This is a genomic window from Salibacterium halotolerans (assembly GCF_900115625.1).
GTDB lineage: Bacteria > Bacillota > Bacilli > Bacillales > Marinococcaceae > Salibacterium > Salibacterium halotolerans.
The window spans coordinates 1-23,820 of the sequence record NZ_FOXD01000010.1; the positions used below are offsets into that span (position 1 = coordinate 1).

General features: G+C 46.9%; 25 protein-coding genes. 19 read left to right on the top strand and 6 right to left on the bottom strand.

The annotated features are described in order from the left end of the window. Positions 1-396 precede the first annotated feature (396 nt). From BM124_RS09570 to BM124_RS09615, 9 genes are all read left to right on the top strand, one after another. A complete protein-coding gene (locus BM124_RS09570; RefSeq protein WP_093337125.1) occupies positions 397-1,689 on the top strand; it encodes an Nramp family divalent metal transporter in 1,293 nt (430 codons plus the stop codon). A gap of 378 nt (positions 1,690-2,067) precedes the next feature. Beyond that, a complete protein-coding gene (locus BM124_RS09575; protein WP_093337126.1) occupies positions 2,068-3,390 on the top strand; it encodes an oligosaccharide flippase family protein in 1,323 nt (440 codons plus the stop codon). A gap of 81 nt (positions 3,391-3,471) precedes the next feature. After that, positions 3,472-4,008 (top strand): dCTP deaminase, encoded by a 537-nt coding sequence (dcd, locus tag BM124_RS09580; protein WP_093337128.1) that lies wholly within the window; start codon positions 3,472-3,474, stop codon positions 4,006-4,008. A 108-nt stretch (positions 4,009-4,116) separates the two neighbouring features. Continuing rightward, a complete protein-coding gene (locus tag BM124_RS09585) occupies positions 4,117-5,964 on the top strand; it encodes a putative bifunctional diguanylate cyclase/phosphodiesterase (protein ID WP_170841078.1) in 1,848 nt (615 codons plus the stop codon). A gap of 159 nt (positions 5,965-6,123) precedes the next feature. Then, positions 6,124-6,795, top strand: coding sequence for a 7-cyano-7-deazaguanine synthase QueC (queC, locus tag BM124_RS09590; RefSeq protein ID WP_093337131.1), 672 nt, complete (start codon positions 6,124-6,126; stop codon positions 6,793-6,795). Continuing rightward, positions 6,792-7,241: a 6-carboxytetrahydropterin synthase QueD gene (gene queD, locus BM124_RS09595; RefSeq protein WP_093337132.1), complete on the top strand. Its 450-nt coding sequence runs from the start codon at positions 6,792-6,794 to the stop codon at positions 7,239-7,241. Before queC ends, queD begins: the two co-directional genes overlap by 4 nt. Continuing rightward, on the top strand, positions 7,238-7,957 hold the full coding sequence (gene queE / locus BM124_RS09600) for a 7-carboxy-7-deazaguanine synthase QueE (protein WP_093337134.1): 720 nt from the start codon (positions 7,238-7,240) through the stop codon (positions 7,955-7,957). The genes queD and queE overlap by 4 nt, the downstream gene beginning before the upstream one ends. 3 nt (positions 7,958-7,960) lie before the next feature. Next, positions 7,961-8,452 (top strand): preQ(1) synthase, encoded by a 492-nt coding sequence (gene queF, locus BM124_RS09605; protein ID WP_093337136.1) that lies wholly within the window; start codon positions 7,961-7,963, stop codon positions 8,450-8,452. Between the two features lie 511 nt (positions 8,453-8,963). Beyond that, positions 8,964-9,320: an MmcQ/YjbR family DNA-binding protein gene (locus BM124_RS09615; RefSeq protein WP_093337139.1), complete on the top strand. Its 357-nt coding sequence runs from the start codon at positions 8,964-8,966 to the stop codon at positions 9,318-9,320. 532 nt (positions 9,321-9,852) lie between these two features. On the opposite strand, the gene BM124_RS09620 is transcribed toward BM124_RS09615, so the two are convergent. The 4 genes from BM124_RS09620 to BM124_RS09635 all read right to left on the bottom strand — a co-directional run bounded on the left by BM124_RS09620 (position 9,853) and on the right by BM124_RS09635 (position 11,381). Next, complete coding sequence (locus tag BM124_RS09620) at positions 9,853-10,137, bottom strand: hypothetical protein (protein ID WP_093337140.1); 285 nt, start codon at positions 10,135-10,137, stop codon at positions 9,853-9,855. Beyond that, positions 10,134-10,586, bottom strand: coding sequence for a DUF948 domain-containing protein (locus BM124_RS09625; RefSeq protein WP_342028624.1), 453 nt, complete (start codon positions 10,584-10,586; stop codon positions 10,134-10,136). Before BM124_RS09625 ends, BM124_RS09620 begins: the two co-directional genes overlap by 4 nt. Before the next feature lie 54 nt (positions 10,587-10,640). Then, positions 10,641-10,979, bottom strand: a complete 339-nt coding sequence (locus BM124_RS09630) for a DUF5665 domain-containing protein (RefSeq protein WP_244504298.1) — start codon at positions 10,977-10,979, stop codon at positions 10,641-10,643. A 105-nt stretch (positions 10,980-11,084) separates the two neighbouring features. Next, positions 11,085-11,381 (bottom strand): 4a-hydroxytetrahydrobiopterin dehydratase, encoded by a 297-nt coding sequence (locus BM124_RS09635; protein ID WP_093337143.1) that lies wholly within the window; start codon positions 11,379-11,381, stop codon positions 11,085-11,087. 139 nt (positions 11,382-11,520) lie between these two features. Here BM124_RS09635 and BM124_RS09640 point away from each other — a divergent pair, with 139 nt between their 5' ends. The 10 genes from BM124_RS09640 to BM124_RS09685 all read left to right on the top strand — a co-directional run bounded on the left by BM124_RS09640 (position 11,521) and on the right by BM124_RS09685 (position 21,261). Continuing rightward, on the top strand, positions 11,521-12,372 hold the full coding sequence (locus BM124_RS09640) for a dimethylarginine dimethylaminohydrolase family protein (RefSeq protein WP_170841079.1): 852 nt from the start codon (positions 11,521-11,523) through the stop codon (positions 12,370-12,372). A gap of 447 nt (positions 12,373-12,819) precedes the next feature. After that, on the top strand, positions 12,820-14,181 hold the full coding sequence (gene accC / locus BM124_RS09645) for an acetyl-CoA carboxylase biotin carboxylase subunit (protein WP_093337146.1): 1,362 nt from the start codon (positions 12,820-12,822) through the stop codon (positions 14,179-14,181). Positions 14,182-14,197: 16 nt separating this feature from the next. Next, entirely contained in the window at positions 14,198-14,830 is a 633-nt protein-coding gene (locus BM124_RS09650) for a TetR/AcrR family transcriptional regulator (RefSeq protein ID WP_093337148.1), read from the top strand. 36 nt (positions 14,831-14,866) lie between these two features. Continuing rightward, positions 14,867-15,340: an acetyl-CoA carboxylase biotin carboxyl carrier protein gene (gene accB / locus BM124_RS09655; RefSeq protein ID WP_093337149.1), complete on the top strand. Its 474-nt coding sequence runs from the start codon at positions 14,867-14,869 to the stop codon at positions 15,338-15,340. Between the two features lie 93 nt (positions 15,341-15,433). Next, positions 15,434-16,024, top strand: coding sequence for an NAD(P)H-dependent oxidoreductase (locus BM124_RS09660; RefSeq protein ID WP_093337151.1), 591 nt, complete (start codon positions 15,434-15,436; stop codon positions 16,022-16,024). Between the two features lie 92 nt (positions 16,025-16,116). Then, a complete protein-coding gene (locus tag BM124_RS09665) occupies positions 16,117-16,683 on the top strand; it encodes a hypothetical protein (RefSeq protein ID WP_093337152.1) in 567 nt (188 codons plus the stop codon). Positions 16,684-17,392: 709 nt separating this feature from the next. Further along, positions 17,393-18,397, top strand: a complete 1,005-nt coding sequence (locus BM124_RS09670; RefSeq protein ID WP_093337154.1) for an ABC transporter substrate-binding protein — start codon at positions 17,393-17,395, stop codon at positions 18,395-18,397. A gap of 154 nt (positions 18,398-18,551) precedes the next feature. Further along, positions 18,552-19,553, top strand: coding sequence for an ABC transporter permease (locus BM124_RS09675; protein ID WP_093337156.1), 1,002 nt, complete (start codon positions 18,552-18,554; stop codon positions 19,551-19,553). Next, entirely contained in the window at positions 19,540-20,334 is a 795-nt protein-coding gene (locus BM124_RS09680) for an ABC transporter ATP-binding protein (protein WP_093337157.1), read from the top strand. The genes BM124_RS09675 and BM124_RS09680 overlap by 14 nt, the downstream gene beginning before the upstream one ends. A 30-nt stretch (positions 20,335-20,364) precedes the next feature. After that, positions 20,365-21,261 (top strand): fumarylacetoacetate hydrolase family protein, encoded by an 897-nt coding sequence (locus tag BM124_RS09685; RefSeq protein ID WP_093337158.1) that lies wholly within the window; start codon positions 20,365-20,367, stop codon positions 21,259-21,261. Between the two features lie 3 nt (positions 21,262-21,264). Here BM124_RS09685 and BM124_RS09690 read toward each other — a convergent pair whose 3' ends face one another. Both BM124_RS09690 and BM124_RS09695 read right to left on the bottom strand, forming a co-directional pair. After that, positions 21,265-22,005, bottom strand: a complete 741-nt coding sequence (locus tag BM124_RS09690) for a hypothetical protein (RefSeq protein ID WP_093337160.1) — start codon at positions 22,003-22,005, stop codon at positions 21,265-21,267. A gap of 587 nt (positions 22,006-22,592) precedes the next feature. Next, positions 22,593-23,780, bottom strand: a complete 1,188-nt coding sequence (locus tag BM124_RS09695) for a KamA family radical SAM protein (RefSeq protein WP_093337161.1) — start codon at positions 23,778-23,780, stop codon at positions 22,593-22,595. Positions 23,781-23,820 lie beyond the last annotated feature (40 nt).

Consider the following 23,820-nt stretch of genomic DNA (forward strand, 5'->3'; position numbering starts at 1 on the left):
CTTCTGTGCCTATAGAACAAACACCAATAGTGCCGAGGCGGCGTTCATTTTTTCCATTCGGGCCCAGACCCAGCTAGGGAGCTTAGCCGCCCCCCCACCACATGGATACGCCGGACGAAGGAATGTATGGACCTTCAGCCAGTGATATATGGGAGGGTTAGCGACCATGTGCGATGTGGGTGATTTCCAAGAGCACGGTCATACACTAATTTACCAACAAATTCCTGTATGGACAGATGGAAGGATTCTGTACTGGATCAAATTGTTATAGATAACAATTTATGTTTCCGTGAGGTGGGAACGCACCTATCTGGTGATCATTGATAGGATAGAAATACGGAGAAAACAAGAGCATGTGGGAGAATAATTAATTACAAAGAGGGAGGAGAATAATTTATGGAACAACAAACTGAGCATGAAGTTCCTTTGGGAACTCAAAAGAAAGGATTTTTGAGCACCATTCGCGAATTTGGACCTGGAATTATAGCAGTATTAAGCATGATGGGGGCTGGAGACCTTGTTACTTCTTCCGTCTCTGGGTCAAATTACGGGTACAATTTAATGTGGCTTCTTGCCATTTCATTAATTGTTCGATTTGTTGTTGTAAATATTATGGGTAGATACCAGGTTTGTAATTTGAAAGGTCAATCAATACTAGAGGGATATAATGACGTATCCAAGTATTTTCCTTGGTTTTTGGGAATTGCTATTTTAATTAGCGGACATTTGCTCAACGCATATATGTTAACCGGGGCAGGGGAGGCACTAGCTTGGATTTTTAATTTTGGTTCACCGTTTTTGTGGTCATGTGTCGTGGTTTTGGTTAGTCTGTTTGTAATTGGACGTAATGTATATAACACTATTGAAAAAATTATGAAACTTTTCCTTGGTTTGATGACGATCACTTTGTTTGGGCTGGCGGTCTATGCGCTTCCTGACGTTGGCGGAATTATAAAAGGAACTATTGGTTTCAGCATTCCGGATAATACTGGCGCCTTTGGAGTTTTTGCAGTTGCCCTTTCGTTAATAGGAGCAGTAGCCGGATCGATGGCCAATTTTCTATATCCTTATTATGTAAGAGAAAAAGGATGGAGCGGGCCACTCCATCAGAAACTTCAGCGCAATGATCTAATATTTGGCATTGGTGCTGCTATTGTATTAAACTTGGCAGTCTGGATTGTTGGTGCAGAAATTCTTAGACCAAATGGGGTCGAAGTAAACAGTCTGTCGGATATATCCAAAGCTCTTTCCGATCAACTGGGCTATTTCGGAGGAATTATTTTTTATTTGGGTGCTTTCGGAATACTTTATAGCAGTGTGATTGGATTTGCAAACGGTTTTCCTAAAGTGATTATTGATTGTTTGCATATTGTCAAAACAGAACGAAGAGAAAAATATGGGGATAAGTTCGAAGATGATCCGTGGTTTAAGTGGGTAAGTCTATTTATTCTAATATCCCCGATTATTTGGTCTGTGCCTGGCATGCCGGGTTTTGTTTCTATGGCTGTTTTTGTCACTGGGTTACAAGCGATTATTGTCCCACTAGTAGCCATCGGACTTTTAATTTTGGCAAATAAATCAAGCCATTTAGGAAAATACAAAGCCAACGTTGTGGAAAATATCGTCTTGGTACTTACAACAATTATGACAATATGGGTTACGATTCAAGTGATAGTCGGTTGGTTCTAAGGGAAATAGAAATAATTCAAAAAGACTTCGATTTATCATAATGGGAGCAGTTTTTAATTAACTGTATTCACGCATTCGAAATTCCATATCAAGAGTTATTTTCCCTGTATGATAAAGCTGAGGCGCTACCAGTGGAAGGCGTCCATCTGCAGCGTAGACCTTTTGCAAATAGCGCACCTCAAGAACTATACGTGTTATAAGCTGTTTGACAATAGACTTTGTATAGTTACACTTTTTACAGGATTCGTTAGCTGGATAAGGATAGTGATTTTTTGAGTTGCAAAAATTGAATTATGAAAAAAGACCCCGTGTACAAATGTTCTCTTTTTCCGGCTTGTCTCATAAAATAACGGAGGCTGGAAAAAAGGGGAGTCTGTCATGTCGTCCGTATTATGGAAAAATATATGGCTGCTGTTAGGGGCGGCCCTGCTTGGAGAATGTCTGGAATTTACGATTAACATGGTACTGGCGCGTGAGCTGGGAGAGACGGGACTGGGGCTTTATATGTCCATCCTTCCGGTGATTATGTTTCTGGCGGTGATTGCCGGACTGGAGCTTCCTGCTTCCCTTTCTAAGGCGACAGCGGAAAAAAACCCCATTTATCACCGAAGTATACTGCAGCACACGTTTTACTTTACATCAGGATTCACCATCGTCTGTCTGGCAGCAGGCACTCTCATTTTTCCGCTGCTTCCGGTTTTCAATGAGTATCATCCGCTGCTTTCGTATCTCCTTTTGCTGCTTGTTCCCATTACTTCGTTTTCCTCTGTGGCCAGAGGGTACTTTATGGGCGCGAAATACATGGGGAAGATTGCAGCAGCAAATGTGCTGCAGCGTGTCATGCAGCTCGTCCTGCTCGTCGTCGTGTTCCGTTTTTTTCATGTGGAAACAGAAGCCGCGATCCTGCTCAGTCTCATCACGCTGATTGCATCGGAATTTGCGGTATGTATGTACTTAGTGCCGTCCTGCCTCCGCAGTATCAAACAGATGAAACAAAAGCCGCGCAAGCCGCTGGAGAAAAAGTCTGTGCTGCATCTTTTACTGTCGGTGTCACTGCCGGCTACCGGGCTTCGCATCTTTCACGCCGCTTCCTTTGCGGTAAAACCTTTTTTGATAAAGACAGCCCTGATGCAGGCTGGTTTAGGTGGGGATGTGGCTGTCGCTCAATACGGGAAGCTGGCAGGAGTGGCATTTACGATCGGCTTTTTCCCCGCGTTTATTGCTCATTCGCTGCTTCTTGTTCTGATTCCTGCTGTATCTGAGGCATATGCCAAAAAAGAGATCCATCATTTGGAAAACATGCTCCGCCGGATGGCCGGCTTCACGCTTGTTTATGCAGTACCGGCGGTCTGTGTGTTTTTTTTCTTTGCGGATGAATTAACGGGGCTTTTTTTTGAAGAATCTCCGGCATCGGTCTATCTGCAGCTCCTAACTCCATATTTTTTCTTTCATTTTTTTGTTATTCCGATGCAAGCATTTCTCATCGGACTTGGCCTGGTAACGGATGCGTTTGTTCATTCGGTCTGGTCGACCTCCGTCTCTTTTCTTCTCATGTATCTGCTCGGGTCGATGCCGGATCTGCGCATGGACGGTATTATTCTCGGTATGAACACGGGGGTTGTTCTGCTTGCGGGCCTTCACGCAGCAACCATCCGGCACCGGCTGCAGCAGCCCGTCGGCTGGAAGCTTCGCGAAATCTGAACAATCGTTGATGGCGTTTCAAGGGACAAATCGTTATACTGGTGAATAGAAAAACGACATGTGGACAGGGGGAGCATACCGGTGATTTTATCCGATCAGACGATAAAGCAGATGATGAAAGAAGACACGTTGCAGATTGATCCAGTGGACAATCATCAGATTCAGCCCGCTTCGGTGGATATCCGTTTAGGAACCCACTTTCTTAAAATAGACGAAAATGCGATTGAAGCGATCGCTCTCGACGAACCCGCACGTTATGTAGAGTTTGAAAGCGAGGAAGTAATTATTCCGCCTCATTCGTTTCTGCTCGCAACGACAAAAGAATATATCCGTCTGCCGCATCACGTAACAGCGTTTGTGGAAGGACGGAGTTCCATCGGGCGGATGGGTCTTTTTATACAGAATGCCGGCTGGGTGGACCCGGGCTTTGAAGGAGAGATTACACTCGAATTGTACAATGCCAACCGGCTTCCGATACGACTGAAAGCAGAGCGCCGGATTGCCCAGCTCGTCTTCGCCTTCATGGACCAGGAAGCCTCATCCCCCTATGACGGAAAATATCAGGGACAGAAAAAAGCGGTCGGAAGCCAGGTCTATCTCGATAAAGACTCACGCTGATGGAGAGGTCAAGTTACGTATGAAACAGACAATTCCTTCAAAATCTTCATGATGTATCCGAAATAAAAAGTAAAACGAACCTGCTGAAACAGCAGAGAGGAGCAGATGATGAAAGAGAAGGTTTTGGTCGTAACGGGTTGTTATTTTGCTGTGGGCCTGCTTTGGGTTATACTCACTGACCGGCTGATTCCGGAAGGAAGGCAGGAGCCTGTGCTGCAGACATTAAAAGGGTGCCTCTTTGTCGGAGGGACGGCTGTACTGCTTTATTTCGCTTTGCAGCAAGGTTTGGGAACCAGTCAGATGCAGCGTAGAAATAAAGAAAAAGCAGATCTTTTATATGAAACGGTTTTCGACAATGTGACGGATTTTGTATTTATTGCACGTATTCCGGAAAAAGATGACCAGCTCCGCTTTTTTGAGTGGAACAAGAAAGCTTTGGAATGGCTTGGTGAAAAAGGGATAAAGTCCGATCTCACATTCCAGGAGCTGTCCAGTGAAGAATGGCAGGAAGAAGCTCTGCGGCAGCAGCACCGTATACTGGAGCATAAACAGCTGACTTTTGATTGGGAAATCGCTGATTATTCAGGCCGGGTGCTTCCTGTGAAAGTACAGACTACGATGACAGGATTTGGGGACAACCGTACCATTATTGCTGCATTCAAAGATGTGAGTGCTTACAGGGAAGCGGTACATAATATCTATGAGCTGTCTTATTATGATAAAATAACACAGTTGCCAAATGAAAACTTCTTTATCAAACATCTGCAGGAAATGGATTCAAAACAAAACCGGATGGTCATGGCCCTGTCTTTTCACCATTTCCGCCGTATCAGTGAAACAATGGGAATGGATACGGAGAACACGGCAGCTGCATTAGCCGCCGCCAAGCTTCAGTCTGTCATAGGTCCCGGGGAAGCGCTTGCGCGCAAAAGCAATCATGAATTTTTACTGTTGTTTTTCCGGAGGGAAAACGATGCAGAGCAGGCTGTGAATGCTCTGCTGCGGGCATTTGAGCAGCCGATTGAAGTAAGCGGTCGTGAGATTTTTGTGTCCTTTACAGCCGGCATTGCACTGGATACAGATGGAAGAAAGCAGCCGGAATTTCTGCTTCAACAGGCCGATATCGCTTTTTCCCATGCGGAGCGCAGTAATCAGCGGTATGGGTTTTACCGTCCGGGCATTGAACAGGAGGCACGGATACAATATGAACTGGAAAATGATTTACATTTTTCGATCGAACGCGGGGAACTATTCGTCATGTATCAGCCGTTTGTGTACGGCAGTGAAGGAGCAACCAAAGGGATGGAGGCACTGCTTAGATGGAAGCATCCGGTTCACGGAATGATTCCTCCGTCGACCTTTATTCCAATGGCTGAAGAGAACGGATTGATTCATCAACTGGGACGCTGGGTGCTGGAGGAAGTATGCCGGGAAGCGGGCCCTGTACTGAAACGTAACCGCAGCTGGACAGCGGCTGTTAATCTTTCGAGCCGGCAGTTGGAGCATTCCGGCTTTATCGAAGAGCTGCCCGGCATTGTTCATGCCTATGGTGTGGAACCGGATCAGCTGGAACTTGAAATCACCGAACGTACGATGATGCAGCCGGAGCGGATGCTGCCTGTACTAAACCGTTTGAAAGCATACGGATTCCGCCTCAGTCTTGATGATTTTGGAACAGGATACAGTTCATTGAGCCAGCTGAAAGAACTTCCGGTGGATACGCTGAAAATCGACCGGTCGTTCATTGAAGATATGAATGAAACACAGAAGAATGCCGCGATTGTCCAAACGATTATTCATGCGGCCCGAAATCTGAACATGAAAGTAGTAGCCGAGGGAATCGAAGAAGCAGAGCAGGCGCAGGAACTGTTGGAGATGGCTTGTTTTTACTTCCAGGGTTACTATTTTTCCGTGCCGAAGACGATACAGGAGTTTCCATGGAGCAGGGAAGCGTAAACTTCGAGCGGTCCGGTTCTTCTAAAATGCCGGACCGCAGTTTTTGTGTGGGCGCAGGCATACGAAAAGCCGGGGTTGCGTGAAGATGTTATAATAGGAACGTTACAATAAAGAAAACATGGTACTCGGTACCTGGATAGATAGAAAGAGGGATGGAGATTGAGTTTTGCACAGGAAAAGGCGGTGGTTGTATTCAGCGGCGGCCAGGACAGCACAACCTGTCTGTTCTGGGCACATGAGAGGTTTCAGGAAGTAACAGCTGTCACATTCGATTACGGTCAGCGGCATGACAACGAAATAGAAACAGCTCGGGATATTGCGGCTGATCTTGGTGTGGAACATCACGTGCTCGACATGAGCCTGTTGAATCAGCTCGCGCCGAATGCACTGACGCGGGATGATATGGAAGTGAAAGAAGGGGAAGATGGAGAGCTTCCATCGACGTTTGTGGAAGGACGGAACCTGTTGTTCTTTTCCTTTGCTTCCATTCTTGCTTCGCAGAAAGGCGCAAAACATGTCGTAACCGGCGTATGTGAAACAGACTACAGCGGTTATCCGGACTGTCGCGACGTATTTGTGAAATCATTGAACGTGACGCTGAACCTGGCGGTGGGAAAAGAGTTTGTTCTTCATACGCCACTCATGTGGCTGGACAAGAAAGAAACATGGGAACTTGCCGATAAACTTGGCAGGTTGACGTATGTGAAAGAGAATACACTGACATGCTATCATGGCATCCGCGGCAGCGGCTGCGGGGAATGTCCGGCCTGTAAGCTGCGCCGGGCCGGCTATGAGCAGTATATACAGGAAAAGGAACGGGAGCTCGGATGATTCATCAATTTTATCCACAGGTGCCGCACACCTACCGCTATGAACTGAATAAGGATATGCAGCTTGCCGCTGCGCATTTTATTCCGGCAGCAGCTGCCGGAAAGTGCGCCAATGTGCACGGGCATACGTATGTCATCAACGTGACGATAGCGGGGGACGAGCTGGATGATACCGGCTTTCTCGTTGATTTTAAAATGATAAAAGAACTTGTTCATGACCGCTTTGATCATTCCCTTCTCAATGACGACGAGGCGTTTGCCGATACGCCGGACAGTGATTCCGAAACGTTTCCAACGACGGAGGTCGTCGCGCGCACGATCTGGCAGAGCATCCAGAAGGAGCTGGATACACGCTTCAACCAGCCCCGCTGTCTCCAGGTTATTGTCCGGGAAACGCCGACAAGCTATGTTGTATACCGGGCCAAGGAAGGAGACTTCACGTCATGAAGAAGGTTCCTGTACTTGAAATATTCGGTCCGACTATTCAGGGGGAAGGAATGGTCATCGGCCGGAAAACGATGTTTCTGCGCACCGGCGGCTGTGATTACCGCTGCTCCTGGTGTGATTCAGCGTTCACATGGGATGGCTCGCAAAAACCGGATATTCTGGATGCTTCTGATATTGTGGAATGGTTGGAAATGGAGGGAGGATCCTTTTTCAATCACGTCACCATTTCCGGCGGCAATCCGGCTCTGCATGAAGGGCTTGGCGAAGTGAACCGCCTTCTTCAGGAGAAAGGCATTCAGACAGCGGTGGAAACCCAGGGCAGTTTCTGGCAGGAATGGATGACAGAGATTGATGATGTGACGATTTCTCCCAAACCGCCCAGCTCCGGCATGAAGACGAACTGGGAGCATCTGGATATGTATATCAGTCGTCTGAAAGACCGGGAGACAAAAAAGGTGAGCCTGAAGGTTGTTATTTTTGATGATACCGATCTTTCTTACGCAGCTGATGTTCATGAGAGGTATCCGGAAGTGGAGATGTTTCTACAGACGGGAAATGACGAAATAAGTACAGCTGATGATCAGTGGCTGCTCTCTCATCTTCTGAACCGATATGAGTGGCTGGTGGAGCAGGTCCTGCATTCCAACCGGCTGAATGATGTGAAAGTACTGCCGCAGCTGCACACGCTGCTGTGGGGAAATAAACAGGGGGTATAATTAATGCCGGAACGAAATGATATCGAGAACCTTTCCCATCTGGGGCAGGAAGAGACGTCCTACACGTTTCACTACGATTCTTCGCTCCTTGAAACATTTGAAAACGGTCATCCAAACCGGGATTACTTCGTTAAATTCAACTGCCCGGAATTTACCACACTCTGTCCTAAAACGGGACAGCCTGATTTTGCTGCGCTGTATATCAGTTATATTCCAGAAGTGCACATGGTGGAGAGTAAATCGCTGAAGCTGTATCTGTTCAGTTTCCGCAACCACGGCGGGTTTCACGAAGATGCGATCAATACCATCGTTAATGATCTGGTTGAGCTGATGAACCCGCGCTATCTCGAAGTGCTCGGTAGATTCACGCCGCGTGGAGGAATATCCATTGATCCGTACGCCAATTACGGCCGTCCCGGGACAAAATATGAACAAATGGCCGAAACGAGACTGCTGTACCACGATATGTACCCGGAAAACATCAATAACCGCTGAATAAATAAAACCGTGGACAATACAAAGATAAGATAAAAATGAGGTTGGGACAAAACCTTTATAATATTGAAAAAGGGGCTGTATCAAAAGGTACAGCTCCTTTTCAATAATATAGAAAATTCACCTCAGGCAGAAACGGAAGGCGGCGACGCCAGCGGGAAGAGCAGCGGCCGAAGATCCCATCAAACGGCGGTTTTACCGTTTGATGTAGCTGAGGCGCTGCCCGCGGCAAGCGTCCGCCTGCAGTGGATGCCTTAACGCTTAATGGCTTTTGATACAGCTCCATTTTGAACACGAATAATAAAGTTGTTTAAAAAATAATAAAGTCATTTAAAAGGTAAAATAGTAGTTTAAAAACTTCCGCTTTATTCAATAATCGGGCCATCACCTTGAATAAACAATATGTGTTGTGAACAAAAAATGTTGGATAAAATGAGAGAAGAAATAAAAAAAGTCGTGTATCAATCAAATGGAATAAAGCCTACTTAAGCGGGTGGAGGAATTATTCAGTATGTTAACGAGAGAAGATATCTTCAAGCACGTCAAAGAAACTTACGGTACATTACCAGATTATCCGTTTAAGCAATTTCCAAACTATGCTGCCTTGAGACATACATCCAACCGAAGATGGTATGGCCTTGTGATGAATGTACATCCAGAAAAATTAGGATTAGATGGAAAAGAAGAACTAGAGATTCTGAATTTAAAATGTCCTCCTGAATTCATCGGGGGCCTAAGAAATGGACGAAATATTTTACCTGGATATCATATGGACAAGGAACACTGGATTTCACTTGTTTTAGATCGCATCGAGCCAGAAGAAGAAATTTGCAATTTAATTGAGCAAAGCTTTAATCTAACCAAGTGAAAAAGAGTTGTTCCGATAACGATTGCGCAACCTGTTCCGCAAACAGATGCGATTGTGGAAAGACTATAAATTTAAACGACTTACTGTTACATCCATGAAATGTTATTCAGCCATTGCACCAAAAAATTAAACAACTTTATTTTTACGAGGCTGGGACAAAACCTTTATAAGATAGAAAAATGCCGAACGATTTTAAAAAATTCGTTCGGCATTTTTCGTTCCTAAGATAAACCGCTGCGTGAAAGCACTTCGCTTTTACTCCAGAGCACAAGGACGACATCGGTTCGCGGGGCTCACCGTGTCTTCTTTGCACTCCGGAATACAAGGGCGGCATTGATTCGCTGGTGCTCATCGTGTGGCAGCCTCGAAAAAGAGGAAAACCTGCAGGGGTCTTCGAGACACGTGCTGTTCTGAGCAGGAGACGAAGTGTTTTGGCTCCGCTAATATGCTGTTACTAAACAGCTCCATCAGACATTCGTGTTGTCTACTGCATATTTTTCTTTCGTGCTACTCTCATTTTTATTTTACATTATTATAATTCTTTTTCGGATTTGACAGCTTCCTGGTGTGCTTCGTTTTTCAGGGCGAGCCGTTCTTCGTTTAGCTGCTCGCAGTGGCCTCTGCCGAATTCATATGCCTTCTGTCTGCGGCCGCGGCAGGCAGCATTTAGTTTGGAAGGGGCGTTGACGATTCGCCCCCACGCCCCGGCAATCTGTCCGCGTGTTTTTTTCCCGTTCTGCGGAGCTGTCAAAAGCATGGCGGTAAAAGCGGAAAGGAAGCCGGCAGCAGCACTGATCCACCCTGCCTTTTTAATCATGATGTTTCACTGCCGTCCTTAAATCCTTTTAGAGCCTTACGCTTTTGAAACAGATAATAAACAAGAGCCGCACCGCCATAGAGCCCGCCCAGATCACGGTTGTCCGCTTTTTCTTTGGCTTCGTCCGTGTTTTTCTTCATGGAAGCTGTCATATCCACAAGAGAAGAAGACAGCTTTCTCGACGCTTCGCCGGCATCCCCCAGAATATAAAACAAAGGATTCAGCGTGCGCATTTTTTCATTCAGATCAAGGAGTGTTTCGTTGCTGTTATGAATCACCACTCCAGTTTCTTTCATTACGTCATCAAGCTGGTCCGGCAGCTTTTCCACCGTTTTGTTTACACTTCCAAGCACATTGGTAAGATTGTTCAACGTCCGCGCCAGGAAAATGACGAGTACGGCAAACGCGATTGCAATAATAAGTATACTGATTCCTACTAAATCCAACATGATCCCTCCTCATTTATCCTTGACCTATTCTATCACGAATCGGATGGTTTATGTTTACGATTCCCTTTGATTTGCAACAATATCCAGCATATTTCTGATGTATTCGCCGACAACCGGAATACCTGCAAGCTGTGTAAGAATGAAAAACAATAAAGCAAGAAAAAGGGCGGTACCGAGCGTTAATCCCACGCCGCGTGATACACCGGCAATCAAGTTCGTCTTAATGACTTCCGACGTTTTCGTATAATGATAGGCTAAATCTTTCATTCGTGAATTTGTCGTTATTTCTTCCAGTTTGTTGACGAGCATCTCCATTTTCTTCATTTCATCCCGTTCGGGCGGCTCTCTGCGTTTTTCCAGACGTCTGTTTTTGGTATCCTGTTCTGCAGGCATACTCATCCCCCTTCAACTTTTCGACAAATTCCTACTTACGCTTACCCTTAAACTGTTTCATGTAAACGCAAAAAAACTCCGGAACAAATCCGGAGCAAAAACAAATCAGGATGTTGTTTCATCAAAAATCCGGTTGCAGGCAGCAGCGGAGCTCATGTCTTTTTCCGTGATTCCGCCCTGATCGTGCGTGGAATAACGGATCGTAATGGTTGTGTGATCAATCGTAACATGGGGATGGTGCTGTACTTCTTCGGCATATTCCGCCACCTTGTCCACAAACGAAATACCCGTCAGAAATTCATCAAAAGAAAAGGTACGTTCAATCGTTTTAGCATCGGAACGCTTCCAGCCGTCCAGTTCATTGAGTCTGCGTTCGATGGTTTCATTCTCCAGTGTACTCATGCAACACCTCCAGTATTTATAGTCACAGCATAACTATACCCTGAATGAAACAATCATAAACCTCAAAAGATACAACAGAACGATGCGTAGAAACGAAAAGAACAGGGAACGTTCACCTATAGAACGAAGGGGGACTAGAATGGTGGAAACACGTGATGGTTTTGCAGAAAATGAATACGGACGTTTATTGGAAGTATTGATGTGCAGCCCGGAGCAGATGCAGATTGTAGAACCCATCAATGACACCCAGAAGCGGTACAAAAAGAGTAATATTGATCAGAAAAAGGCGGTGGAGCAGCATCATCAGATGAGAGCTGTTCTTGAAAATCATGGAGTACGTGTGCATCTGCTCCCTCCGGAAGAAAAGATGCCGGAACAGGTATTTACAAGAGATCTTGGATTTACCTCAACGAGAGGAATTCTAATCGGGAAGATGCAGGAAGAATTGAGAGAACCGGAAACCGAACAAGTGAAACAATGGATGGGTGCGAATGGATGGAAGTACGAAGAAATGGAAACAGGGGCTCTGGAGGGCGGAGATATCATTATTGATGGTTCCCTTCTCTTTGCAGCAGAGAGCAGCCGGACGACCCCGGATGCGCTGGATGAACTAAAAAACTGGTTTCCGGAGAAAAAACTGGTCCGCATTCCGCTGAAAAAGCAGTATCTGCATCTGGACTGTGTGTTTAACATCCTCTCGCCGGCCACAGCCATCATTTATGAACAGGCTTTGACGAAAGAAGCGCTCGGCAGGATCAAAATGCATTACCGCACGATATCCATCGGCGGAAAAGAACAGTTCCGCCTGGCTGCAAATGTACTTGGAATCGGGAATCACACTGTCATGGCCCTGCCCGAAAATAAACGGGTCAACCACCAATTGAAAGAATGGGGATTCAACGTCATCGAAGTCGAGTTTTCAGAAATTATAAAGTCCGGTGGTGCGTTTCGCTGCGTAACATTCCCACTCAAGAGGATGACGGAGGTATAAAGATGGTTTCTATATGGCTGTTATCCAGGAAGCCAGATCATGGTCCGGTATATGGAAAAATATAGTATAAGGCGGCTTTAAGTTTCACAATGGAACGTATGCCGGTAAAATATGCACCTTACCCTCTGCTAACCTTCACAATGCGGCCTTCCCGGCAGAAAGGTGATTCTTAGAATCTGCCCGAGCACCAAAATTCCCGGGTGATTGCTCCAATGTGCACCGTAGAACCAAAACCAGCGCTTTTTTGGCGGTGATGCTGCGTTACTGGCAACGTTTTACTTGAAAATGCCCGGGATTCTAAAAAAACACTTGTAATAAAGCAGCATGGTACGTAAAATATGAGTGGAATACTTATGTTTACATCCTGGATGGATTTTAAAACTGTCCTGGACAGACTGACCAGTCGGTCTTTTTTAGATTTGGAAGCAATGGAGAGAAGGTGCTCACATGTTCAAAAGAGTATTGATTGCAAACCGTGGAGAAATAGCAGTACGAATTATACGGGCGTGCAGGGAGCTCGACATTGAAACCGTAGCCGTTCATTCGGACGCGGACCGCGAAGCTCTGCATGTTCTGATGGCTGATGAGTCCTACTGTATCGGACCAAAGTCTTCGGCGGAAAGCTATCTGAACAAAACGAACTTGATAGCGACAGCGCTGAAAACAGGAGCGGATGCGGTACATCCGGGATACGGCTTTTTGTCCGAGAATGCGGAATTCGCGGAGATCTGTGCCGACCACAATCTCACGTTTATCGGGCCATCGGCAGAGGCCATCAGTAGAATGGGGGCAAAAGCGGTTGCCCGTGAAACGATGAAACAGGCAGGTGTTCCGGTTGTTCCAGGAACAGAAGGAATTATTGAAGATGAACAGGAAGCTCTAAATACTGCAGAAAACATTGGATTTCCTGTTATCGTGAAAGCGACAGCCGGCGGCGGTGGAAAAGGAATGCGTGTTGCAAACGACGCAGAAGGACTGCAGCAGGCTGTGCAGATGGCCCAGCAGGAAGCGGCGACATCCTTTGGTGATCCGTCCGTGTATATGGAGAAATTTGTAGAAGAACCACGGCACGTTGAAATTCAAGTGATGGCGGACAGGTACGGCAATGTTATTCACCTGGGAGAAAGAGACTGTACCATCCAGCGAAGGCACCAAAAGCTTGTCGAAGAAGCACCGTCTCCGGCGCTGGACGAAGAGACCCGGCAGGAGATGGGGCGTGCCGCGGTAAATGCAGCCAAAGCGGTGGATTACTGCGGAGCAGGCACGGTTGAGTTTCTGCTGGACAAACATAATCAATTTTATTTTATGGAAATGAATACACGGATTCAGGTGGAACATCCGGTGACAGAAGAGGTGACCGGTGTGGATCTTGTGAAAGAGCAGATTCTGGCGGCCTCAGGAAGCCCTCTCAGCTATAAGCAGGAAGATATTAAAATAGAGGGATGGGCTCTTGAATGCCGGATAAATGCGGAGAACCCGGCGCGTCAGTTCATGCCGTCCCCGGGAAGAATCGATACGTATCTGCCGCCGGGCGGATTTGGTGTGAGAATAGACAGCGCGGTGTACACAGGATACACCATCACCCCCCATTACGATTCCATGGTAGCCAAGCTGATTGTAAAAGGTGCCACCAGGGATGAAGCAGTGAACCGAATGAAAAGAGCGTTGTCGGAATTTGTAGTCGAAGGCGTTTTTACGACGATTCCTTTCCATGCGGCGTTAATGGATCATGACGTGTTCCGTTCAGGGGACTTCACAACAGCTTTCCTGGAAGAGCACCAAGTGATGGACTCATCCTCGGACGAATAGAAAGCAGGTGATACTGGTGCCGGTAACAACCACAAAACAGCGGATAACGGATGCGGCTCTTCAGTTGTTTGAAGAGTCCGGATTTCATGCGGTGACCGTCGATAAGATAGTACAGAAAAGCGGGACATCCAAAGGCGGCTTTTATCATAACTTTAAATCAAAAGATGAGCTGCTCTATACTATCCATGAATCTTTTATCACCTATATCATCGAAAAAGCCTATCAGGCTCATACCAGCTGGAATACACCGGCAGAAAAGTTATATGAGACGGTGCATTCGTTTGTGCGTATGTTTGAAGTATACCAGGCCCATGTAACGGTCTTTTATCAGGAAAGCCTCTATTTGTCTCCCGTATATTTTGAGAGTATAAAAAAGAAACGGGATCGTTACAAAGACATGATGTTTTCTGTCGTGGAAGATGGAAAAAGCCAGGGAGATTTCCGCCAGGAACTTCCCGTGCCTATTACCTCTATGGCGATATTTGGTATGATAAACTGGACATATAAATGGTATAAATCCGACGGAGCGTATTCGGTACGGGAAATAGCTGATATTTATGCTGACTTGATTATGCAGGCGGTACTGACAGAAAAGGCCAGAAACAAACCGGAATACCAGCGCTTTTTTCTCGGGCACAAAGTAGGTTGAAAATATTAATGAAACAGAGGACAAGGAGTGTAACATATGTTTACGATGGACGAAATTAAGGAATTAATCCGGGCGGTGGATGAATCCTCCGTCGGTGAATTGAAAATTCAGGGAGAAACAGAGGAAAAAATCACGATTAAAAAAGAAGGAACAGCCGCCGCACCGGCGGTTCAGCCTGCTCCTGCGGTACAGTCCGGACAGCAGCCTGCTCCGGCTCCTGCTGTAGAGTCTGGAAGTAAAGAGAACGAAGCGCCGCATAAAAATGAAAACCTGAAAGAGATTGTATCTCCGATGGTCGGCACATTTTACCGTGCTCCTTCCCCTGAAGCAAGCATGTACGTCAAAGAAGGAGACCGTGTCAAGGAAGACAGTGTCGTCTGTATCGTTGAAGCTATGAAGCTGATGAACGAACTTGAAGCGGAAACATCCGGAGAAATTGTTGACATTCTGGTTGATGACGGGGAACTGGTGGAATACGGCCAGCCGTTGTTCCTTGTGGATCCCAGGTAAACCGCTGCATAGACATTCTGCTTGACAGCAAACAAGAGACGGTGTTCTTACCCCGTCTCTTTTCTTTATCAGAAAGGGGGCAGAAAGAGCAGAATGAAACGAGTATTGATCTGGTTCATGCATCCGGATAAAAACAGTTTTAACGGAGCAGTGCTGAATACCCTGCAGGAGAAACTGGAACAATGGGATGCCCGTGTTCATGTACGCTGGATTCCGGAGATGGATATATCCTTTCAGTTGACAAAAAACGAGTATCACGAGTCTCTTCACGGAAAGTACCCCGAAGAGATTCGGTATGAACATTCCTGGATTCAGTGGGCGGACGCTGTCCTTTTGGTATTTCCCCTCTGGTGGGGCGGTTTCCCCGCAGCAGGCAAAGGATTTTTAGACCGTGTGCTTTCTTACGGGTTCGCCTACACGATGCAGGAGGAAACCCCGGTGCCGAAAATGGGAGGGAAAAAACTGGGAGCTGTGTATACGACCGGGACGCCGGAGGAAGACTTCCGCTGTTCACGAGAGCGTCTGGAAGCAATGTGGGAGGAACAGATTTTTTCATTCTGCGGCTTTGAAACCCTTCCTTTCCTGCAGCTTGGCAACGTTGTCCAGACCAATGCGGTCGGACGCGCAACCCACCTTAAAAACGTGGAGAAGTATGCAGAAGAGATCATTGCCGCTTCCCCGTAAACCGTTCATTTTGAGGCTGGGGGAGGAAAGTGATATGATGAATATCTGAATACATGACACGCTTTTATTGATCGAAAAAGGATGAGATACAGATGATTTGGATGTTGGATCCCTGGCTCTTTTATCTGCTGTTGTCGGTGCTGCTTCTTTGCATTACTTTTTCAGCAGGAATCTTGCTGCACCGGCTGATTCAGAAAAACGAGAAAAAGACGAAGGGAAAAGAACGGGCAGCCGCGCTGATTCTTGCGGCGGTGATGGCAGTTCTGTATTTATATGCCGCTGAATGGTTCACAGACCGGGCGGCCGCCGGAGAACGCGTCGTAACATCAAGTGGTATACAGGAAACACAAAGCGCACAAAGTGTGGTCATCCCCTTTGGAACGTATGCGGTCGTGGAGCGTCTTTACGATTTCGGCTACACACGCGATGTCGAGCAGAACGGAGAAACGATTCGTTATACGTTTACCATAAACGATGCAGAAGCATTTCTAAATGAGTATGAGAATTATATAGAAGGAAACGGTGTTTTTGTGAACCGCGGGCGGATTGCTTTTGAGCAGCTTTATGAGGAAGAATGGCAGCCAAAACTTCCTTCCGCGTCAGAGAGCAGCACCGGATTCCCGGGCGTAAAAGTAGAACAGCGTACCATTTCTCCGTAATACGTCCTCTTCTCTCTGCCTATGGGGCTGTATCAAAAGGTACAGTCCTTTTTCTGTGATACAGGGCATGTAACCAGGCGCAGGTGCGCAAAGCGGTGACTTTTGATGCCGCTTTTGTGCTCTGGAGGGAAAGAGTCCTCCTGCAGGGTGTGCCGAGTATGTCAGCGAGGCACTTGCTGGATGTCGGTCATCGGGCCGTGGACACTACTACCCAAACATAATGACATAGTGTCCGCGGAACACTGTTTTGGGGACATTACGCCGCTGAAATCAGAAGGTAGTGGGTGTTGGTGGAAATCCATGGATACTAGCTGCTGGCGAAAGAGTTCCAGTGTCCACCGATTCCACTTCCTTGGATACTAAAGGCAGCAATAGTTGTTATAGTGTCCAGGGAATCACTCCGACCCTGAACCGCAGCGGCACAGCACCAGATGGCGGATCCCGGCGGGCTGGTGCCGCCGTTTTGCACCGAAGAAAAAACGTCCGCCTGCAGCGTGTGGCCAGTATGTCCGCGAAGTATTTTTTGGCTGTTCGTGAACGGTTTGATACAGTCTCATTTTTTATGAAGGGTTCTCTCCGTCCTCCTGATAACATGACTGCATTAATACTTTACTGTAGAAAAATTATATATTTACAAGAAATGCTCCATCTTATAAGATAAGTATAACTATACAAAAGGTATACATATAGAATAGGGGGACAAGAGCATATGGTGATACGGCATTGGGGAAAATTTCTTTTGACAGGTGTACTGTCGGTGTCTGTATTGAGTGCCTGCGGGCAGAGTGAAGGGGGTTCAGGATCGCCGCAGGAAGAAGTGGTACAGGTGGGGGCAACCCAGATCGTGGAACATCCTTCACTGGATGCAGCCTATGAAGGATTTAAACAGGGGCTCGCAGACAACGGTTATACCGAAGGGGAAAATATCGAATACGATATGCAGAACGCACAGGATGATATCAGTAATGCTCAGACTATTGCCAATAATTTTATTTCGACTGGGAAGGATCTTATTTTCGCCAATTCTACACCGAGTGCGCAGGCCGCTCTGAAGGCCAGTTCCGAGACTCCCATCGTTTTCACATCGGTCACGGACGCGATGGATGCCGGTCTGATAGAAAGTCCGGAATCTCCGGGCGAATTGATTACAGGGGTGATGGATCTTCATCCTGAAGCGATTAGCATGACCGTGGATTTCATATCTGAAAATTTCCCGGGAGCCAGTGTCGGTATGGTTTATAACTCAGGTGAACAGAATTCGGTGACGCAGGTGGAAGAAGTAAAAGCTGCGATGGAAGGAACGGATCTCACATCTGTTACGCGCAGTGTTTCCTCGTCTGCCGAAGTGAAGCAGGCGGCGGAATCTCTCGCAGGGGAAGCGGATGTGATGTACATTGTAACGGATAATACAGTGGTATCGGCACTGGAATCTGTGGTGGGAGTTGCTAACGAGCAGGATATCCCGATGGTGGTAAGCGAACCGGATTCGCTGGAGCGGGGCGGCTTTGTCACGTACGGTATTAATTACGAGCAGATTGGTCACCGCGCGGGAGAAATGGCCGCCCGTATTCTGGACGGGGAAGCATCTCCTTCCGACATTCCTGCTGAGTATCCACAGGAAATGCAGCTGATGATCAACAAAAAAGCCGCATCGGAACAGGGAGTAGAGATCAAGGAAGCGTGGGAAGAAGAAGCAGAATTTATCAATGAATGATAAATAAGCCCGGTCCGGTCTGTTTTCTCAAGGTAACGGGCCGGACTTCTTTCATGCATGGCATCAGACAACGCATCAGAATGTTCCGGGTTCCGCTGTTTTCCGGCAGAACCGGATGTTCAAATGAACATAGGAAGGGAGGACGCGTACAGAAATGTTATCTGCCATATTTGGATCAGTCGAAACAGGAATTATATACGCTTTAATGGCGCTTGGCGTCTACATATCATTTCGGGTGTTGGATTTTCCTGATCTAACAGTGGATGGGAGCTTTGTGACGGGATCTGCTATCGCGGCCGTGCTGATGACAAACGGGCAGTCCCCGATTATTGCAACGGCAGCCGGCGCGGCAGGAGGATTTCTCGCTGGATGTATTACCGGCATACTGCATACGAAAGGGAAAATCAACCCCCTGCTATCGGGGATCCTGATGATGATTGCATTGTATTCCATCAATTTACGTATCATGGGGGGGCAGTCCAATGTTCCGCTGTTAAATGAACAAACAATATTTACGATGATAACCGATTTCTGGACGGGGCTTGGGATCAGCCAGCCGGTGAATCAGTTTCTGGTGGGAATCGGCATCAACGATCCCTCCATTATTTTCACTGCTTTACTGTTAACCCTTATCGTTAAATTTCTCACCGACTACTTTCTCAAAACAGAAGTCGGCATGGCTCTTCGTGCCACCGGTGATAACAAATCGATGATCCGCAGCTTTTCTGCGAATACGGACGGCTTAATCATTTTAGGTATTGGTCTTTCCAATGCTCTGGTCGCTTTATCAGGCGCCCTTGTCGCTCAACAGGGCGGTTTTGCCGATGCCGGGATGGGAGTCGGTATGATTATCATCGGGCTGGCATCCGTGATTATTGGGGAAGCATTGTTTGGAACGAAATCTATTGCACGCACCACATTTGCTGTCATCATAGGGGCTGTGATCTACCGTATTGTTGTAACGCTCGCGCTGTTGGCTGACTTTCTTGAAACAGGCGACATGAAACTGATCACCGCTGTCATTGTTATCGGCGCGCTGATTACACCGAAACTTATTGAAACGCGCCGGGAAAAGAAACGGCGGCTCCGCAAGAAAGCGGAACTTTCCAAAGCATCACCGGCTGACGAAAGGGGAGAGCATAATGCTTCGACTTGAACAGGTTTCCCTGACATTTAACGAAGGAACAATGGATGAAAAACAGGCCCTTCAGAACGCGGATATCGAACTGAAAAGTGGTGAATTCCTAACGGTTATCGGCAGTAATGGGGCAGGGAAATCAACACTGATGAATGTGATTTCCGGGTCAATCATTCCAGATACAGGAAACATTTTCATTAACGAACAGGCTGTCACCCCGATGCAGGAGTATAAACGGTCACAGATGATCGGCCGGGTGTTTCAAAATCCGTCGGCCGGCACCGCACCTTCGATGACCATTGAAGAAAACTTGTCCATGGCGTGGTCCCGCAATAAAAAACGTACGCTGAAACCCGGTGTAAATAAAAAGAAAAAAGAATTATTCCGGGACCATCTGCAAACATTGAATCTCGGACTCGAAGACCGCATGACGGCCAAGGTCGGTCTCCTCTCCGGCGGAGAACGGCAGGCGCTGTCCCTGTTAATGGCAACATTTACAGAGCCGGATATTTTAATGCTGGATGAACATACCGCGGCACTCGATCCGTCCAGAGCAGAGCTGATTACCGGCATTACCGCAGATGTAGTGGAGAAGTTCCAGCTTACGACACTTATGGTGACGCATAACATGCAGCAGGCTCTGGATCTTGGCACACGTCTGATTATGATGGATCAGGGGCGGATTATTCTGGATGCAGCGGGTGAAGAGAAACAGAATTTGACCATCGAAAAACTGCTCGAAGAATTTCAACGGCTCCGTGGTGAAAAAATGGCGAATGATAAAGCAGTGCTTGGCTGACAGGACACATTCGAAACAGGAGGAGAATACATGAAAACGGCAACTGTTAAAATACATGAAAAAGAGACCGTGGCTGTCATAACAGACGATGAACAAGTCGTGGATATAACCGCTGCCGCCTTGAAAAGCGCATCCGCTTATCAGGTTCCGGATTCCATGATTCAGGCGGCAGCAGACGGAGAAAGGTTCTGGGAGGAAGCGGGCAGGCTGACAGAATGGGTGCTGGATAACAACCACAGTGACTGCCTTTACCCGCTCGAGGAAGTCACCCTGTGCGCGCCGGTCCCAGTTCCTCACAAAAACATCATGTGTGCCGGAAAGAATTATAAAGATCATGCTGTAGAAATGGGGAGTGAAACGGATATTCCAGATGATCCGATTATATTCACCAAAGCACCCACCACTGTAATCGGACCTGGAGAGGAAATAAATCCTCATCCTGATGTCACGAATGAAGTGGATTATGAAGGAGAAATAGCAGTCATCATTGGTAAGGGCGGGACCGGCATTCCCAAAGAACAGGCTGCTGACCATGTTTTCGGGTATACACTCGCCAATGATGTTACCGCAAGAGATCTGCAGAAAAGACACAACCAATTTTTTCTCGGAAAAAGTATGGATACCTTTTGTCCCATGGGACCCTGGATAGTGAACCAGGAAGACATAGAAGGAAAAGACGTGAAACTGGAAACGTACGTGAACGGAGAACGCCGGCAGCAGGCAGCGATGTCCCAAATGATTTTTTCGGTTTACGACCTCATTGAAATTATTTCCCGGGCAATAACGCTCCAGCCGGGTGATATTATTGCCACAGGCACGCCTGCCGGAGTAGGCAAAGCATTCGATCCGCCTCGTCTTCTGCAGCCTGGAGATGAAGTGGTGGTTACCGCTGATGGAATTGGCAGGCTTACAAACCTGGTCAAATAATAATCAGGATGCCGGGATAACGAAAGGCATTTCCCATTCCAGCGTTTTGGTATTTGTCCGCTCCACTGTGAGCGAAAATTGTTCCCCAGGCTGGTAGGCGAATTCCAGAGACCCTTCATACGTTCCATTATCGTTTATCTCAGTGTTGGTGAAGGCAGGGTAAATCTTTTCTCCCTGCACGTTCATGGACCAATCAAGCTTTCCTTCGGATGCATGATCTTCGGCCTGGATGTGAAACGTTTTTCCATCCCTTTCCATCTTTATGATTGTCAGTTCTTCTCTTGTAAGAGGAAAAGAATCGGCATTCACCTTTGGAAAGTTTACATTCTTTGTGCTGTTATCAACGATCAGGAGCAGCGGCACTGTAAGATGGCTCGTTACTTCATGGAGAGGAGAGGAGAGTGACTGTTTTACCGTCACTATGTGGTTCTGCTCCTGTTTTTGGCTGTATTCCGGTTTTCCTGACGTCTGATAGCTGTTCCCATGGGTGTCCGACAGCCGTTCAGGAAAACGCAGCGTTATATCGGAAGCATCGATGTGTCTCGTTTCGTCTTTGGCAGCAATCGAGAAAGAGATAGAAGCGTTGGAACCGGATTTTTCTGCACGGTCTGTATGTTCGAATGTTACGGTATACAATTCGTTGGAAAACGATGTTTTTTCTTCCATGGAAGATGTATCAGTGCTGCTGCAGGCTTCAAGAAAAAGGACGACAGGGAGAAGAAAAACGGCCAGAAACCGTTTCATAACACAACACCTTTCAGTCTATAACATTACAGACCCAGTGTAACATACTCATACAGCTTCCGGCGCGCAGCGGGCAAAGAGTACCTGTACATAACATCTATAACGAGACAAGAAGAGTTTGGGACAAAAGAAAAATGTATAAAACAAAACACGAACGTCTTTTGTTTCTGTTTAGAACCCGCATGGCAGTGGAGCCAAAATGCTTCGACTCCTGCTCAGAACAGCACGAGTCACGGGGACCCCGCAGGAAGCGATTTTCTTTCGAGGGCCCGCAGGATGCGGGTCAGGTCGGCGCCCGCCAGGACGTGCCGGTCTTAGCCGATTTTCCTCCTTTCGAGCCGTGCCCACGGCAAAGAAGACACGATGAGCCCAGCGAATCGATGTCGCCTTTGTACTCCGGAGTGAAAGCGAAGTGTTTTGACGAAGCGGTGTTTAATGCAAAACAAAAATTCCGAACGATTCCTTGAAGAATCGTTCGGAATTTTTCAATCGCTTTAGAGTTTTGGCCCAGCCTCTCGTTTCTTACGTATGCGTTTCAGTGAAAAACGCGATTCTATTTTCTCTGATGGAGCGGATGTAACAGCGCCCTATCTGGAAACAGCCCGGGACTTCCTTGTTTGTTTCTGTGGAATATCCGGCATGTCATTTACGGATACAACGTCATCCACTTTTTTCTCCGGCTGCTGCCAGTACTGTTCGTTGCCGGGAAGGTCATCAAACCACGCAGCATCATCCGGACAATCCAGCACCATGAACTTTCCGTACTGTCCGTCTCTTGATTGGTGGTATTTCAAGTATGCTTTTCCATCTTCCACAGCCAGTATCTCAATTTTCCCCGAAGTATGACTCATGGATAAGCGGATTCGTTTCCCGAGGCCGCTCGTTCTTGCTTTAGCTTCTTCCACGGCGTCATATGCCTCTTTGAGGGTAAGAACAAAATCGTTGTTTCCTGCGACGGGGCGGTTGATAAAGAAATAGTACGGAGTGACACCGGCCCAGGACAATTTATCAAGCAGGTCGGTCAGGTCATCGGGATGATCATTGATGCCTTTCAGCACCGGAGTTTGATTCACAATCACAGCGCCTGCGTCATGAAGGGCCTGAAACCCTTTTTTTGCTTCTTCGGTGATTTCACGCGGATGGTTCACGTGGGCCATAATGTAAATGCGGTGATTCGGGGTGGAATATTCCCGGATCAGGTTCAACAGCTCTTCATCTTCGTAGAAACGCATCGGGTTGAAAACAGGAAGTTTAGATCCGATCCGGATAATTTTCACGTGCGGTATGCTTCGGAGTTCTTCAATGATATAACGTAGTTTTTTGGTTGCCAGAATAAGAGGATCTCCGCCGGTAAGGAGCACGTTATTGATTTCAGGGTGCTGCCTGATGTATTCCAGTCCCGGATTGACATCAATCATTGCCTCTTTCACATCATTACGGAACAGTCGTTTGCGGAAACAATATCGGCAGTAAGCGCCGCAGACTTCAGAACAGATAAGAAGGGCTGTAGTCTCGTATTTATGCTGACAGCCCGGAACGACGTAGTTCGTATCTTCATCTGATGCGTCCCAGCGTCCGTATTCTTCAAGCTCCCCTTCATTGGGTATCACGAGATTTTTAATGGGATCATTCGGATCTTCCCAGTTAATCAGGTTAAGATAGTATTCGTTGACACGGAATACAAACTTTTCTGTTATTTTTTTTAATCGTTCCCGCTCTTCTTCCGGAATCTGCTCAATCTGATCGATCTTCGTCAAGTACCTGGGTTGTGCCATGTGCCGTATCATCACCTTTCTTAAAAAAATTCTACAGACA